Raw genomic sequence first — 16,076 nt, 5'->3', positions numbered from 1 at the left:
CAAATAAATAACCATTAGAGTACCTTCTGATACTTCAAAAATACAGTTATAAATTGAAATAATGAATCAGTGTGCAATTTGTACTCCTTCATTATCGCTACCTTCTGTTCTCATAGATACAGGCACTGAGGAAGGATCTGCCCACTCAATGGGATCAGGAAAACGAACCAAAGCATGTTTAAGAACTTCACTCACATGATTGACTGGAATAATCTCCATATTATTTTTGACGTCATCAGGAATATCGATTAAATCTTTTGCATTTTCTTCTGGAATAAGTACTTTTTTTATACCACCTCGAAGAGCGGCCAATAACTTTTCCTTTAATCCACCAATCGGTAAAACACGCCCACGTAAAGTAATTTCACCTGTCATTGCAATGTCTTTATGTACCGCTATACCTGTTAGGACTGAAACAATTGCCGTCACCATTGCAATCCCTGCTGATGGGCCATCTTTTGGTGTTGCTCCTTCTGGAACATGAACATGAATATCACGTTTCTCAAAAAGAGGAGGTTCAATACCAAAATCAATAGCACGAAAACGTACATAAGAGGCTGCCGCTGAAATTGATTCTTTCATAATATCGCGTAGATTTCCAGTTACTGTCATTTTCCCTTTACCAGGCATCATAACCCCTTCAATGGTCAATAACTCTCCGCCAACTTCTGTCCAAGCAAGCCCAGTAACCACACCAATGTGATTTTCTCCTTCAATTTGGTTATGGTGGTAACGCTTAACGCCTAGGAAATCATTAATATTATCTTCTGTAATTTTTACAGATTTTTGATGCGTTTTAAGAATTCTTGTCACAGATTTACGTGCGATCTTCATTAACTCACGTTCAAGGTTACGAACACCCGCTTCACGGGTGTAAAATTGAATAATCGACCTTATCGCGCCATCCGAAACGCTAAACTCTTTTTTAGATAAACAATGATCTTTTAATGCTTTTGGTAAAAGATGTTGCTTAACAATCTCCATTTTTTCATGTTCTGTATAACCAGCAATACGAATAATTTCCATCCGATCCATTAGCGGTCCTGGAATATTAAGAGTATTAGCAGTTGTAATAAACATGACATCAGAAAGATCATATTCAACTTCTAAATAATGATCAACAAATGTGCCATTTTGTTCTGGATCAAGCACTTCTAATAAAGCCGATGAAGGATCTCCACGAAAATCTTGTCCCATTTTATCAATTTCATCAAGTAAAAACAGTGGATTAGATTTTTTAGCTTTCTTCATGGACTGAATAATTTTTCCAGGCATAGAACCAATATATGTTCGACGATGTCCACGAATTTCTGCTTCATCCCGAACCCCCCCCAATGAAATACGGACATACTCGCGCCCTGTTGCCTTTGCAATAGAGCGAGCAAGTGACGTTTTACCTACACCTGGAGGGCCTAGTAAACAAATAATGGGGCCCTTTATTTTAGAAGCACGACTTTGCACTGCTAAATACTCAACAATTCGCTCCTTGACTTTTTCAAGACCAAAGTGCTCATTATTCATAACTTTTTCAGCAAAATCTAAATTGTTTTTAATCTTTGATTTTTTACCCCAAGGCATTGCTAATAACCAATCAAGATAGTTACGTACAACCGTTGCCTCTGCAGACATCGGGGACATATTCCGTAATTTTCTCAATTCTGCTCCTGCCTTTTCGCGTGCTTCCTTTGAAAGCTTTGTCTTCGTAATACGCTCTTCTAATTCAGAAAGTTCATCACGACTATCATCACCTGCTCCCAACTCTTTTTGAATAGCCTTCATCTGCTCATTGAGATAGTATTCCCGTTGGTTCTTTTCCATTTGCCGTTTAACATGCGAGCGAATGCGCTTTTCAACCTGTAAAACAGAAATTTCCCCTTCCATGAAAGAAAGAACACGCTCAAGACGATCTCGTACAGGTAATAATTCCAATATTTCCTGTTTTTCTGAAAGTTTAATCATCAAATGAGACGCAATAGTATCAGCAAGTTTAGAAGGATTATCAATCTGCCCAATAGCATTTACAACTTCAGGAGAAATTTTTTTATTAAGTTTTACATAATTTTCAAAATAAGCAATTACCGATCTCGAAAGAGCCTCAATTTCAACATCATTCTCCTTAATTTCCTCTGTAACAGTTGCACAAGCTTGATGATAATTTTCACTTTCAGAAAATTGGCTAATTCTTGCACGTGCAGTCCCTTCCACCAAAACTTTCACCGTTCCATCAGGAAGCTTTAAAAGTTGAAGAATGTTGGCAAAAGTACCAATATCATAAATATCTTCAGATTTGGGATCATCATCAGATGCATTTTTTTGCGTTACCAACAGTATCTGTTTATCAATCGTCATCGTTTCTTCAAGAGCACGAATTGATTTCTCACGGCCCACAAAAAGTGGAACAATCATATGTGGGAAGACAACGATATCACGAAGAGGTAAAACAGCATAAAGCTCCCCTCTTACCTCATTTGTCTTTTCATCGATATATTGCATAATTCTCCTTTCTGGAGCCTATGATCTATCCGCTACACAAGCCCGCCCTTAGAAAGCCTTCATCTTTTCATAATATATGAAGTGGTAACTGCAAACGTATAAATCAAGCATTCTAATTCTAATATCCACTGAAAGCATCCATTCTCAAACAGTGTTCACAACTACCTTTCCATACAACACAACCTCATGCTGATACATTTTCTTTATCTTCTGCACGTTCTGAGTAAATATAAAGAGGACGCGCTTTTCCATCAACGACATCACTCGAAATAACTACTTTTTGAACACCTTCAAGAGCTGGAAGCTCGAACATCGTCTCCAAAAGTATTTTCTCCATAATGGAACGCAAACCACGTGCACCAGTTTTACGCTCAATTGCTTTTTTAGCAATAACCCGTAATGCATCTTCATGAAATGCTAGCTCAACATTTTCCATTTCAAAAAGACGCTGATATTGTTTAACTAAAGCATTTTTGGGTTGTGATAAAATTTGAACAAGAGCATTAACATCTAGGTCCTCTAAAGTCGCTACAATGGGAAGACGACCAATAAACTCTGGTATCAAACCAAACTTTATAAGATCCTCAGGCTCCAAATCACGAAAAATTTCACCAACACAGCGCTCATCAGGTGCTTTAACAGTTGCAGAAAAACCAATAGATGTTTTTTCACCACGCCCAGAAATAATTCGTTCTAAACCAGCAAAAGCACCTCCACAAATGAATAGAATATTTGTTGTATCAACTTGAAGGAACTCTTGCTGAGGATGCTTACGCCCACCTTGTGGAGGAACAGAAGCAATCGTTCCTTCCATAATTTTTAACAATGCTTGCTGAACTCCTTCTCCCGAAACATCCCTTGTAATAGAAGGATTTTCCGCTTTACGGGAAATTTTATCAACTTCATCAATATAGACAATACCACGCTGCGCACGTTCAACATTATAATCAGCAGCTTGAAGAAGTTTTAAAATAATGTTTTCTACATCTTCTCCTACATATCCTGCTTCCGTCAAAGTTGTTGCATCAGCCATCGTAAAAGGAACATCAATAATACGAGCCAATGTTTGTGCTAAATAGGTTTTGCCGCACCCTGTTGGACCAACAAGAAGAATGTTCGATTTTGCCAATTCAATATCATTGCTTTTAGACTGATGAGCAAGCCGCTTATAATGATTATGGACAGCAACAGAAAGAACACGTTTTGCGTGTTGCTGCCCAATAACATAATCATCAAGAACCTTTATAATTTCCTGTGGAGTAGGAACACCATCACGCGCCCGAACCCCAGAAGATTTATTTTCTTCACGGATAATATCCATGCAAAGCTCTACGCATTCATCACAAATAAACACTGTAGGCCCTGCGATGAGCTTACGCACCTCATGCTGACTTTTGCCGCAGAACGAGCAATAGAGAGTATTTTTTGATTCGATCCCGCTATTGCTGATTTTGCTCATTTCTCTTTCCTTTCACCACAATATAGGAAAGCTTCGCTTTTTCAAAGGAGCTTTTCCATAACAAAAACTAAAAGACATATAAAAAATCATACTGCTCTCAATATCTTTAAGTATTTTTCTTTTATTTTTGCGATATTTTTTTAAACTATTTCTTTAAAATAATTGTGTTTTCTATAAAAACTCTTAATCTTTTTCTTCTTTTTCCGTTTCTGCACGATATTGTATAACATCATCAACTAAGCCAAATTTTTTAGCCTCGTCTGCTGTCATAAAATGATCACGATCCAGAGTCCTTTCAATAATCTCATAATCCTGACCTGTATGTTGAACATAAATTTCATTTAAACGCCTTTTCATCTTTATAATGTCTTGTGCATGTCGTTCAATATCTGAAGCTTGACCTTGAAAACCACCAGATGGCTGATGCACCATAATACGTGCATTTGGTAATGTAAAACGATGTCCTTTTGCTCCAGCTGTTAAAAGTAATGATCCCATTGATGCTGCCTGTCCCATACAAAGCGTAGAAACAGGAGGACGAATAAACTGCATAGTATCATAAATTGCCATACCAGATGTTACAACTCCACCTGGAGAATTAATATAAAGACTAATTTCCTTTTTAGGGTTTTCCGCTTCCAAAAAAAGCAACTGTGCACAAACAAGCATCGCCATACCATCTTCAACCGGACCATTAATAAAAATAATCCGCTCTTTTAAAAGGCGGGAAAAAATATCATATGCCCGCTCACCGCGATTGGTCTGCTCAACAACCATAGGAACAAGGCTTAATGCTGTTTTTACTGGATCACTCATATTTTTACTTCCATTTATATAAGAAACATTGGTTATGCATTCAATGCTTGGCTTTTATCCATAGGCTAACACTATTCCTTTATGCAAGCCATAATCAACGTATATTTAGACAGGATTAAAATCCCAACGGTTAAAATAATAATAACAACTTTATTTGAACAAATCATGAACATCAGGCGCATAAAATAATACCTAATGATAAAAGCTTTCTTCCTGAAGTTATTGAATAGTCTTTGCTTCCCTATGAAGATAGAATCCTACAAAATGTTGATCTGAAGGCCTAAATATTTAAAGCTGAACAAAAACTTCTTCAGCTTTTTATCCCATTCAACAATAAAAGTTTTTTTCCTTATGCTTTATAAAAAATATGCCCTCTAGCTAATAACAAAATACTCACACAATGCAACATTACTCTACTAACTGACCAGAAACAATTTCCCTCCTTATAAAGTCATCTTAAAATACCTTTATAAGACAAAAATAAAGCAAATAATCTAATTTCTATAATATTTTTCCTTGTTAAATAAACTTTATTCTCATTCAAGTGAAACTATCTCATCAGATACCTAACCAAACATTCTGCCGATATTTTATCAAAATAATACGCAAAAAATCTATAAATGGAAATTAAAATAATCAATTACCATATGGGAAAAATTGTTTCGGTCTCATGTAGTTAAAAATCTATAAATGATTTTTTTATTTTACACGCAGTCAAAAAGCAGAACATGTTATCTGATTCTAACCATTTAACGAACCAAATTTCCAAACGCATCTAGATTGTTTATTATATCAAAAAATATGAATATCCATAGGCAGTATATCAAAAATATTCCAAACTTACACGAAAAAGTTGTTCAACATCATGAACACGCTCAGCAAGAGCAAAAATGACTATTCGGTCACCAGATAAAATACGTGTATCTGCAGAAAGTTGTATTATAACCTTATTACGATAAATTGCACCAATTCTTAAACCATCTGACAAATTGAGCTCTGATAATGACTTTCCAATTAATGAAGACGTTTGCATGACTTCAGCCTCAATAATTTCTGCTCGACCATTAAATACTGAGTGAACGGCCCGTATACGCCCACGCCGCATTTGTTGTAAAACTCTTGATATCGTAACACTATGTGGATTCAGATATGCATCCACACCAACTGCACGACTAAATTCTTGGTATGCAACATTATTAATTAACACCATATTGGCTTTGCATCCTAGTCTTTTAGCAATAATAGCGCTTAAGAGATTAACCTGATCCTGATTAGTCAATGTAATCATTAAATCAGCCTGCTTAATTCCAGCGTCCTGAAGAATTATTGGATCTAACACATTACCATATAAAACGGTTGTTTTCTCGAGTTGATCAGCAATTGTGAGAGCTCGTTCTCTCTGTGATTCTATAATTTTTAATCTTAATTTATGAAAGCGCTTTTCAATAGCCTGAGCAACATAAAGACCAATGTGACCACCTCCTGCAATAATCATACGATGAGCATCTTGTTCTTTATGGCCAAAAAGCCCTACTGCTCGACGCATTTGATTGCGAGCAGCAACAAGATAGGTCACATCTCCAACACGTAATTGCGTTTCTGAGTGTGCTATTAATAATTCTGAGCCACGTTTAATAGCAGTAACCGTCGTACGAAGGTCTGGAAAAAGTTCTGTTAACTGACGTAAAGGTGTATTAATAACTGGACAATCTTCCATACATTCTAAAGCTAATGCAACAATATCATCATTACAAAAATAAAGAACATCTATTGCACCAGGAAGAGCAATACGCCGCAAAACCATTTCTCCAACTTCAATCTCTGGGGAAATAACCACATCAATAGGAATACTCTCTCTTGCAAAAAGTGTTTTATAGCGTGGTTCTAAATACGATTGGGAGCGAATACGTGCAATTTTTGTTGGAACATTGAACAATGAATGCGCTACCTGACAAGCGACCATATTCACTTCATCAAATAAAGTCACAGCAATCAACATATCAGCTTTATCTGCATCAGCGGCCAAAAGAACCTCAGGTCGCGAACCATGACCAACAAAACCTCTCACATCTAACGTATCGCGAATTTTTTCAATCAATCTTGTTTCAATATCAATAACAGTAACATCATGATTTTCAGCAGCAAGGCGCTCTGCTATTCCATATCCGACTTGTCCTGCTCCACAAATAATAACACGCATAACTTTTAAGAAACTCCAAGTGCTTTAAGTTTACGGTGTAAAGCTGAACGTTCCATACCTATAAATTCAGCTGTACGCGATATATTTCCACCCAAACGTCCAATCTGTGCCTCTAAATATCTCTTTTCAAAGAGTTCTCGTGCTTCACGTAACGGTAAAGCCATTATACTTTCATCTGTATCCATTTGAAGACGTGGTAAAAAATCACTCACTTCCGTAGGAAGAAGTTCTGCTGTGATTGGATCATCACCATCACGTACAAGAATAAGCAAGCGTTCAATATTGTTGCGTAACTGACGTACATTACCTGGCCAAGTGTGTGCTTGCAAAATCGCTATCACCTCATCACTAATTTCACGTGGTTTAATACCAACTTGCTGCGATATTATTTTGACAAAATGACGTACAAGTTCTGGAATATCTTCGCGACGTTCTGAAAGTGGTGGAACAGTAATAGGAACAACCGAAAGACGGTGAAAAAGATCTTCTCTAAAACGCCCATCGGCAATGAGACTTTCAAGATTTTGTGCCGTTGAAGAAATGATACGAACATCCACCTTAACACGTTTTATACCACCAACTCTTTCAAAAGTCTGTCCCGTCAACACCCGAAGAATCTTTCCTTGCGTTTCATGGGGCATATCAGCAACTTCATCAATATATAATATTCCACCATGCGCTTCCTCTAAAGCACCAATTTTGCGCTCTCCTCCCTCCATTTCACTACCAAACAATTCTATTTCCATTCTTTCCAGAGTGATTGTTGCAGCATTTATTATAACAAATGGCCCATTAGAACGCGTTGAAAGCGCATGAATAGCACGTGCAACCATCTCTTTTCCTGCACCTGAGGGACCAGTAATCATAATGCGACTATTAGTTGGTGCTACTTTTTCTATAACTTGACGCAATTGTTTCATAGCGGTTGATGTTCCAAGCAACTCGAATGTTTCACTTGAACGCTTTCGTAACTCTAAAAGTTCACGTTTTAAATTTGAAGTTTCAAGAGTTCGCTCTGCAACCAATACAAGCCTATCAGCTTTAAAAGGCTTTTCAATGAAATCATATGCTCCTCGCTTTATAGCAGAAACAGCTGTTTCAATATTACCATGACCTGAAATCATAACCACCGGAAGAGCAGGATATCGCGTTTTAATTTCATCAAGAAGCGCTATCCCATCAAGACGACTTCCTTGCAACCAAATATCCAAAAAAATAAGTTTAGGAATACGCTCACTAATTTGCGCTAAAGCTTCATCAGAATTACATGCAACACGCGTTTCATAGCCTTCATCATCTAAAATACCAGCAATAAGTTCACGAATATCTGCTTCATCATCAACAATTAAGATATCTGATACCATCTTTACTTATTCCCCTATATTATAATCTGTAGCTTGGATAATATGATCCTGCTTAGTCCTATCTGCTGGAAATATCAAACGGATCATTGCGCCACGACCTTCATAAAAACTCTTTGGTGCATCATGTAATTCCATAGTACCACTATGGTCTTCAATAACTTTACGCACAATAGCTAATCCCAATCCTGTTCCTTTTTCTCGTGTTGTTATATAAGGTTCCAATAACTTTTGCCTTTGCTCTTTAGGAAGTCCTTTACCGTTATCGATAACATCCACAACCACACGTCCTTTTTTACGATAAGAACGAACAAGAATATGACCATAAATATTTTCTTCTCGCATGACCGAATCTATAGACTCGCTTGCATTTTTAATAACATTACAAAAAGCTTGTACAATGAGGCGATTATCAAATGCACCTATAAGTGGTACATTTCCTAAGTCTTGTTCAAAATGAATATCATGACGTGTAACTTCTATCAAGAAACATGCTTCACGAAGTAATCCACGTATATCTAAAACATTCATTTTTGCTTTGGGCATACGCGCAAAAGAAGAAAACTCATCAACCATACGCCCAATATCTCCAACTTGGCGAATAATCGTCTCAATACAGCGCTCAAAAACCTCTTTATCTTGTGTAATAACTTTGTTGTAACGTTTACGAATACGTTCAGCGGATAGCTGGATAGGGGTGAGAGGATTTTTGATTTCGTGTGCAATACGACGTGCAATATCTGCCCAAGCTGATGAACGTTGTGCCTCAACAAGATCTGTAATATCATCAATTGTGAGAACCCAAGATTTTCCCTGTCCATCATCCTCCTCCATAGTAATTTGCACATTACAAACACGTTCTTGCCCCGCAACGCTTAAGGTAACCTGTTCACGATGATTCTTACGATCTAATGAACGTGTAAACTGGAAAACCTTCCAAATTTCAGCACTTAATGATAAAAGATTTTGTCCAATAACTTGTTCAGAACAAATATCAAACATCGTTTCAATAGACCGATTAATAATTGTAATCTCTCCATTATCATCAATTCCAGCAACCCCTGCTGTTACACCAGACAAAACAGCTTCAGAAAAACGTCGCCTTTCATCAATTTGATCGCGAACTGCAATCAACTCATTTCGCCGACTTTTTAGTTCACTGACCATATAATTAAAAGTTTTTGATAACTGCCCAATATCTCCATCTCTCGCACGTACCGGCACAAAAACATCCATATTTCCTAAAGCTACATCATCAGCAGCACCAATGAGGAGACGGATAGGACGCACCAAGCGATCAGCAACAGCAATAGCAGCCCAAATAGCCGATAAGAATAAACTAAAAAAAAGACACAAATAAAGTGTACCAAATGCAATTTGTGTTAGGAGACGATTTTCATTTAAGTCACGGTAACGATTTGTATTAACTTCTGTCAAACGCAAAGCAGATAAAACTTCTTTGTCAACGTCCCGTACCAAATACAAAAATGTATTTGGTATATTCGTAAATTTTAAAATGATACCAAAATAATCATGAATCCCCGGTTGAAAAGAAAAAGGCCTCGCATTGGTTGCACGTTCAATAAGGTGAGAAGGAGGAATAGGCAATTTATCTTCATCACCAAGAGCACTCGATAAAAAAACAGTTCCACTAGAACTTAATAAAAAAGCACCACGCAGATTACGCCCTATGGCATGACGCGTTAATTGCATTCGATATTCCGCTGGACTGCGCTCTAGAAGTTTTTTGTTATCAAGTGCAAAGGCCATAGCATAAGATAAGTTTTTCAAATTTTGAAGCATTTCATCTGCATAAGCATTCGCTAAATCGATAGATGAACCCACAATTTGCCGTGTTGTCGTATCAAACCATCGATCAAGTCCTAAATTGAGTGCTGGTCCTGATACAAGAGCAACTGCAACAGCCGGCATAGTTGCAACAAGCGCAAATAACGAAATAAGACGCACATGAAGACGAGATCCTGCTCGTCTCGACCGCCATGCATGAATAATAGGAATCATCTCGTAAAAAACAATAATTACAAGTCCTAACACCCAAACACTGTTAATCCCTATAAGAATAAGAGTTACAGTTCTACTAGGAACAACAGGCGTTAATCCAATAAGAATGACAAAGGATACAGATGCTGTGAGCAAAGCCAATACGATAATGGAGACACCTAAAAAAATATACACTTTACTTAAACGATACAACTCATCATTATAAGTGTTTTGGTCTATATTTTGGAAATTTGTTACAGATGTTGTATTCATGTTTAGCTTACATTACCTTAATTTCATTTTTTCTATATAATCTCTTGTAACAAAAATTGATGATATTAATACCATATTTACAATAAAACCAATCTAACAAATAAAGAAAGAACTTCTACATTTATTAAAATATCTTTAAAATAGAGTGTGTTCAGTGATACTTTACAGAGGAGATAAGATGCGGTTAACAAAACAAACAAATTATGCGCTCCGGATGCTGATGTATTGTGCAGATAATCAGGGAGGGCTTAGTCGTGTTCCAGAAATTGCTAAAGCATATGCTGTTTCAGAACTTTTTTTATTTAAAATCCTTCAACCACTTGTTGAAGCAGGTTTTATACAAACAGTCCGAGGGCGTAATGGAGGCGTTAAATTAGCCAAACCCGCCGCTGAAATTTCGGTAGCTGATGTTGTAAAAGTAACTGAAGATAACTTTTCCATGGCAGAATGTTTCGATAACGCAGAATCTAATTGCCCATTGATTGATTTTTGTCGTTTAAATACCGCACTTCAAAAAGCATTAAATGCTTTTTTTGATGTTTTATCAATGATATCTCTTGCTGATCTACAACAACCATCCTATCAAAAAAAAATTAAAATGCATAATTATAAAGCTATTAATTAATCATAATTATAAAAGGAAATGAAGCATTTCTATTGCAGCAATCATATTAGCCGCTGGGCGTGGTAAAAGAGCAGGATCTTCACATAAACTTCCAAAACAATATCGTATTTTGGGACAAGAACCCGTTCTTTGTCATAGTGTGCGTTGTTTTTTGCAGCACCCAGCTATCACAACGATTGTTCTGGTGATTCATCCAGAAGACCATCAAATCTGTGAGAAAGCACTCGCTAATTTTAAAGAGCACCTCCTCATCATTGAGGGGGGCAATACACGTCAAATGTCCACCTTATATGGGCTTCGTGCACTTGAGAGCTTTAAACCTCAATATGTACATATTCATGATGGTGCACGTCCCTTTGTTGAAAATCAGCTTCTTGAAAAAATTCATACAACTGTTAATCATCAAGAAGGTGTTCTCCCCGTTCTCGCTATCTCTAACACTCTTAAACGTGTAAATAATGCACACTATGTTGTAGAAACAATTCCACGTACTCATTTTTATAGTGCACAAACTCCGCAGTGTTTTCCCTTTGAACACATCTTAGCGGCCCATGAAAAAGCAAAACATGCTTGCAATAAAGAATTTACTGATGACTCTGCAATTGCTGAATGGTTTGGGATTCCTATGCGTACCATTCCCGGTGATCCTAATAATATAAAAATTACGTGGCAAGAAGATTTTCATACCGCAGATTTATATCTTCAGAAAAAAATGCAAATATTTCCTGATATTCGTACTGGCAATGGTTATGATGTTCATTCTTTTGAGGAAGGAACTTCACTTATATTATGTGGCATAGAAATTCCTTTTCATAAAAAATTAAATGGACACTCTGATGCTGATGTTGCTTTTCATGCATTAACAGATGCTCTTTTAGCTACTCAAGGTGCTGGAGATATTGGCACACATTTTCCTCCCTCTGATCCTCAATGGAAAAATGCATCTTCAGAAATTTTTCTCCGTCATGCTCTTGATATTATTAAGAAAGCAGGTGGGCGTATTGCCAATGTTGATATCACACTGATCGCTGAAGAACCTAGAATTGTTCCCTATCGTCATACAATGATAGAAAATCTTAAGGCTATACTCACAATTTCATCCGACCGAATCTCCATAAAAGCAACTACAAATGAAAAGCTTGGATTTATTGGTCGCGGTGAAGGCATTGCAGCTTTTGCAACAGCAAGCGTCCTTTATCCAGGAGGAATTCCCACATGACATATTTTTTTGAAAAACAAGCACATGAAGTCCTGACAGCTTGCCGTAAAAAAGGTTTACTTCTAGCAACTGTTGAATCTTGTACAGGAGGGCTTATTGCTGCAAATCTTACTAATATTGCAGGATCATCAGATGTACTCGATTGTGGATTTGTTGTTTATTCAAATGAAGCTAAAACACGACTTGTTGGTGTGTGCGCTGAACTTATAAAAACTTATGGGGCCGTTTCGCAAGAGGTTGCTCTTGCAATGGCTGAGGGTGGATTAAAATATTCACAAGCTAGAATTGTAGTCTCTGTAACAGGAATTGCAGGCCCTGGAGGAGCATGTCTTAAAAAACCTATCGGACTTGTGCATTTTGCCATTGCATACAAAGGGCACAAAACTTTGCACCAAGAAATGCGCTTTGGCAAGCACGATCGTAATACTATTCGCCATAGAGCCGTTGAACACGCTTTTAAAATGATCTTAACTTGTCTTCAATAATATTGTTTAGATCTCTATTTGTATATTTATACCATTAGTATAATAATTTACGGATTATTATATATGTCATATAAACAAAATCAATTATGTAACTGGAAAGCCATAAATTTGGTGTGCACGTCTTTCAAAGGCATCTGTAAATTTACGGAAAGCAATATCGAACATTGAGCCCATCACGAATCCAAGCATTTTACTTTTAAACTCATAATCAATAAAAAACTCTACATTACATGCATTACTCTCCTCAACACTATGAAAAATCCAACGATTTTCAAGATACTTGAATGGACCATCAATATATTGAACCTCTATTAGATTTTTCTTCCGCTGAAGAAAGACTTGGGTCGTAAAAGTTTCTCGGATAACCTTATAACCAACTGTCATATCAGCAATCAGTAATGTTTTTTCCTCATATTCTTTGCGAGAACGAACTATTAAAGCCTCGCACATGGGTAAAAACTCAGGATAACGTTCAATATCAGAAACAAGATCAAACATTTCACGAGCACTATGAGCAACCTGCCGATGTGTAGTAAAAGCCGGCATAACTATCTCTGTAAAGCAAATTTTTCATCACGTGCTTTTTGCAAAATTGCGAAATCATCTCCGGCATGATGAGAAGAACGTGTCAAAGGATTGGAAGCCATATGTAAAAAACCTTTCACTTTACCAATCTTGGCAAAGGATTCAAATTCTTCAGGAGGAACAAAACGAATAACCGGATGATGCTTTCGCGTAGGCTGCAAATATTGCCCAATAGTCATAAAATCAACATCTGCAGAACGCAAATCATCCATTAATTGCAGAACCTCATTTCGCTCTTCCCCAAGACCAACCATAATTCCCGATTTTGTGAAAATTGTTGGGTCAAGTTCTTTAACACGCTGTAACAACCGAATAGAATGAAAATAACGTGCCCCTGGACGAACCTTTAAATATTTAGAGGGAACTGTTTCTAAGTTATGATTAAAAACATCCGGCTTAGCAGAAACGACAATTTCTAAAGCTCCATCCTTATGGCGAAAATCAGGTGTAAGAACTTCAATTGTTGTTTTAGGTGCTTTCCGACGAATAGCATAAATAACTTTTGCAAAATGCTCAGCACCACCATCAGCAAGGTCATCACGATCGACAGATGTAATAACAACATGTTTTAATTCCATCTGTGCTACCGCATCCGCTACACGTTCTGGTTCATTTTTATCAACAGCAAGCGGAATACCGGTTGTAACGTTGCAAAACGCACAAGCCCGTGTGCATATTTCACCCAAAATCATAAAACTAGCATGTCGCTGACTCCAACATTCACCTACGTTTGGACAACCTGCTTCTTCGCATACAGTCACTAATTTATGAGCACGTACAATACTATGCGTTTCTTTATATATCGGTGATGTTGGTGCCTTTACACGAATCCAATCCGGTTTTTTTTGAATGCTTGTATCCGGAAGATGCGCTTTTTCAGGATGACGTAAGCGCCTATTTGTAACTCTATCAACAACCGTAACCATTTAAGTCTTTGCCTTATAAATATGAAATACCGATGAAAAATCGTAATATATAAGATTCAAATATAATTTAATCATCAGGCATTTAAAACTTGATCATAAGCATCCAAAACACTTTCTTTCATCATTTCCGATAATGTAGGATGTGGAAAGACAGTATGCATCAATTCTTCCTCGGTTGTTTCAAGATTCATGGCAATGACGAAACCTTGTATCAGTTCTGTTACTTCTGCACCCACCATATGCGCTCCAAGAAGCTGTCCTGTTTTTTTATCAAAAATTGTTTTTACTAATCCTTGATCTTCCCCCAAAGCAATAGCCTTGCCATTGGCTGAAAAAGAATAACGACCAACACGTATATCATATCCTGCTTTTTTTGCTGCCACCTCTGAAAGTCCTACAGAAGCAACTTGCGGTGTGCAATATGTACATCCTGGAATTTTTTTCTTATCAAGCGGATGAACATTTTCCAAACCTGCAAGATGCTCAATGCATATCACACCTTCTTCCTCTGCTTTATGGGCCAACATAGGAACTCCAGATACATCACCAATAGCATAAATACCCTCTACTCCTGTCCAGCTCCATTCATCAGTAACAATAAATCCACGATCTACTTTAATACCCAATGCCTCTAACCCAAGATTCTCAACATTTCCCTGCACCCCAACAGCTGAAATCAAACGATCAGCTGTGATTTTTTCTATTTTTTCATTCACATTAACATGTGCTGTAATAGAATTAGAAGCTTTTTCCACCTTTGTTACTTTAGCTTCTGTAAGAATGCGCATGCCTTTTTTTTCCAACTGTTTACGCGCAAATGTAGAAATTTCAATATCTTCAGCTGGCATGATGTGTGGCATCATTTCAACAACAGTTACTTCAGCTCCCATATCATGATAAAAAGAGGCAAATTCAATGCCAATTGCTCCAGAGCCCATGACTAAAAGCGATTTAGGCATTATCTGAGGAATCATAGCTTCAAAATAAGTCCAAATGTATGTTCCATCCGGCTCAATACCAGGAAGAACACGAGGACGTGCCCCCGTTGCAATAATAATGTACTTTGCTTGATAAGTTCCCTCCCCTAATGTCCCTTTAGGAACTGGATTTTGCGGTTGCATAACGGGTTTGGAGGACGGAGAAACTGTAATTTCTGCGAGTTGGTTTCCTTGTGCTTTCTTAGTGAGCTTTGCTTCACCCCAAATAACATCAATTTTATTTTTTTTCATTAAAAAACCAACACCAGCATTCAAACGTGCTGAAACCGCACGAGAACGTGCTACAATATCTTTGATATTTGCTTCTATTGAACCATTAAGCTTTAGTCCGTAATTTTTCATATGCTCAGCAAAATGCTTTATCTCTGCTGAACGCAAAAGGGCCTTTGTTGGAATACATCCCCAATTCAAACAAATACCGCCCAAATGCTCACGCTCCACAATTGCAGTCTTAAAACCACATTGCGCTGCACGAATTGCAGTTACATATCCACCAGGACCAGATCCAACCACAATTACATCATAAAGATTTGCCACAGTAATCCCTCCATGGATATATACAAAATGAATATGCACCCTTTAAGCTTAAAATAAAAACAAACATGGCAGAATTTTCCTGTACTCTTTACTTAAGC

Annotated in this window: 12 protein-coding genes; 3 read left to right on the top strand and 9 right to left on the bottom strand. The window is 37.3% G+C overall.

All coding sequences use genetic code 11. The features are described from left to right. Window positions 1-66: 66 nt before the first annotated feature. The 6 genes from lon to K3248_RS06415 all read right to left on the bottom strand — a co-directional run bounded on the left by lon (window position 67) and on the right by K3248_RS06415 (window position 10,603). Complete coding sequence (gene lon, locus K3248_RS06440) at window positions 67-2,493, bottom strand: endopeptidase La (RefSeq protein ID WP_220717568.1); 2,427 nt, start codon at window positions 2,491-2,493, stop codon at window positions 67-69. Between the two features lie 184 nt (window positions 2,494-2,677). Beyond that, a complete protein-coding gene (gene clpX / locus K3248_RS06435) occupies window positions 2,678-3,952 on the bottom strand; it encodes an ATP-dependent Clp protease ATP-binding subunit ClpX (RefSeq protein ID WP_220717567.1) in 1,275 nt (424 codons plus the stop codon). Window positions 3,953-4,135: 183 nt separating this feature from the next. Further along, window positions 4,136-4,768, bottom strand: a complete 633-nt coding sequence (gene clpP, locus K3248_RS06430) for an ATP-dependent Clp endopeptidase proteolytic subunit ClpP (protein WP_220717566.1) — start codon at window positions 4,766-4,768, stop codon at window positions 4,136-4,138. 823 nt (window positions 4,769-5,591) lie between these two features. Next, window positions 5,592-6,968: a Trk system potassium transporter TrkA gene (trkA, locus tag K3248_RS06425; protein ID WP_220717565.1), complete on the bottom strand. Its 1,377-nt coding sequence runs from the start codon at window positions 6,966-6,968 to the stop codon at window positions 5,592-5,594. Between the two features lie 5 nt (window positions 6,969-6,973). Beyond that, window positions 6,974-8,332: a nitrogen assimilation response regulator NtrX gene (ntrX, locus tag K3248_RS06420; RefSeq protein ID WP_220717564.1), complete on the bottom strand. Its 1,359-nt coding sequence runs from the start codon at window positions 8,330-8,332 to the stop codon at window positions 6,974-6,976. 6 nt (window positions 8,333-8,338) lie between these two features. Next, the gene (locus K3248_RS06415) at window positions 8,339-10,603 is read right to left on the bottom strand and encodes a sensor histidine kinase NtrY-like (RefSeq protein ID WP_220717563.1); all 2,265 of its coding nucleotides are present in this window, start codon (window positions 10,601-10,603) and stop codon (window positions 8,339-8,341) included. A 178-nt stretch (window positions 10,604-10,781) separates the two neighbouring features. Between K3248_RS06415 and rirA the strand changes: the two genes are divergently transcribed. The 3 genes from rirA to K3248_RS06400 are packed head-to-tail and all read left to right on the top strand — an operon-like array spanning window position 10,782 to window position 12,932. After that, window positions 10,782-11,228: an iron-responsive transcriptional regulator RirA gene (rirA, locus tag K3248_RS06410; protein WP_220717562.1), complete on the top strand. Its 447-nt coding sequence runs from the start codon at window positions 10,782-10,784 to the stop codon at window positions 11,226-11,228. A 25-nt stretch (window positions 11,229-11,253) separates the two neighbouring features. Continuing rightward, window positions 11,254-12,447: a bifunctional 2-C-methyl-D-erythritol 4-phosphate cytidylyltransferase/2-C-methyl-D-erythritol 2,4-cyclodiphosphate synthase gene (locus K3248_RS06405; RefSeq protein ID WP_371875518.1), complete on the top strand. Its 1,194-nt coding sequence runs from the start codon at window positions 11,254-11,256 to the stop codon at window positions 12,445-12,447. Further along, on the top strand, window positions 12,444-12,932 hold the full coding sequence (locus K3248_RS06400; RefSeq protein WP_220717561.1) for a CinA family protein: 489 nt from the start codon (window positions 12,444-12,446) through the stop codon (window positions 12,930-12,932). The genes K3248_RS06405 and K3248_RS06400 overlap by 4 nt, the downstream gene beginning before the upstream one ends. An 84-nt stretch (window positions 12,933-13,016) precedes the next feature. Here K3248_RS06400 and K3248_RS06395 read toward each other — a convergent pair whose 3' ends face one another. The 3 genes from K3248_RS06395 to lpdA form a co-directional block, all read right to left on the bottom strand. Then, the gene (locus K3248_RS06395; protein ID WP_220717560.1) at window positions 13,017-13,478 is read right to left on the bottom strand and encodes a type II toxin-antitoxin system RatA family toxin; all 462 of its coding nucleotides are present in this window, start codon (window positions 13,476-13,478) and stop codon (window positions 13,017-13,019) included. 2 nt (window positions 13,479-13,480) lie between these two features. Continuing rightward, window positions 13,481-14,443, bottom strand: coding sequence for a lipoyl synthase (gene lipA / locus K3248_RS06390; protein WP_220717559.1), 963 nt, complete (start codon window positions 14,441-14,443; stop codon window positions 13,481-13,483). Between the two features lie 74 nt (window positions 14,444-14,517). Next, the gene (gene lpdA, locus K3248_RS06385; protein WP_220717558.1) at window positions 14,518-15,978 is read right to left on the bottom strand and encodes a dihydrolipoyl dehydrogenase; all 1,461 of its coding nucleotides are present in this window, start codon (window positions 15,976-15,978) and stop codon (window positions 14,518-14,520) included. Window positions 15,979-16,076: the final 98 nt, after the last annotated feature.

This window comes from Bartonella raoultii, assembly GCF_019659805.1.
GTDB lineage: Bacteria > Pseudomonadota > Alphaproteobacteria > Rhizobiales > Rhizobiaceae > Bartonella > Bartonella raoultii.
This window is presented reverse-complemented; position numbering and strand designations above follow the sequence as displayed.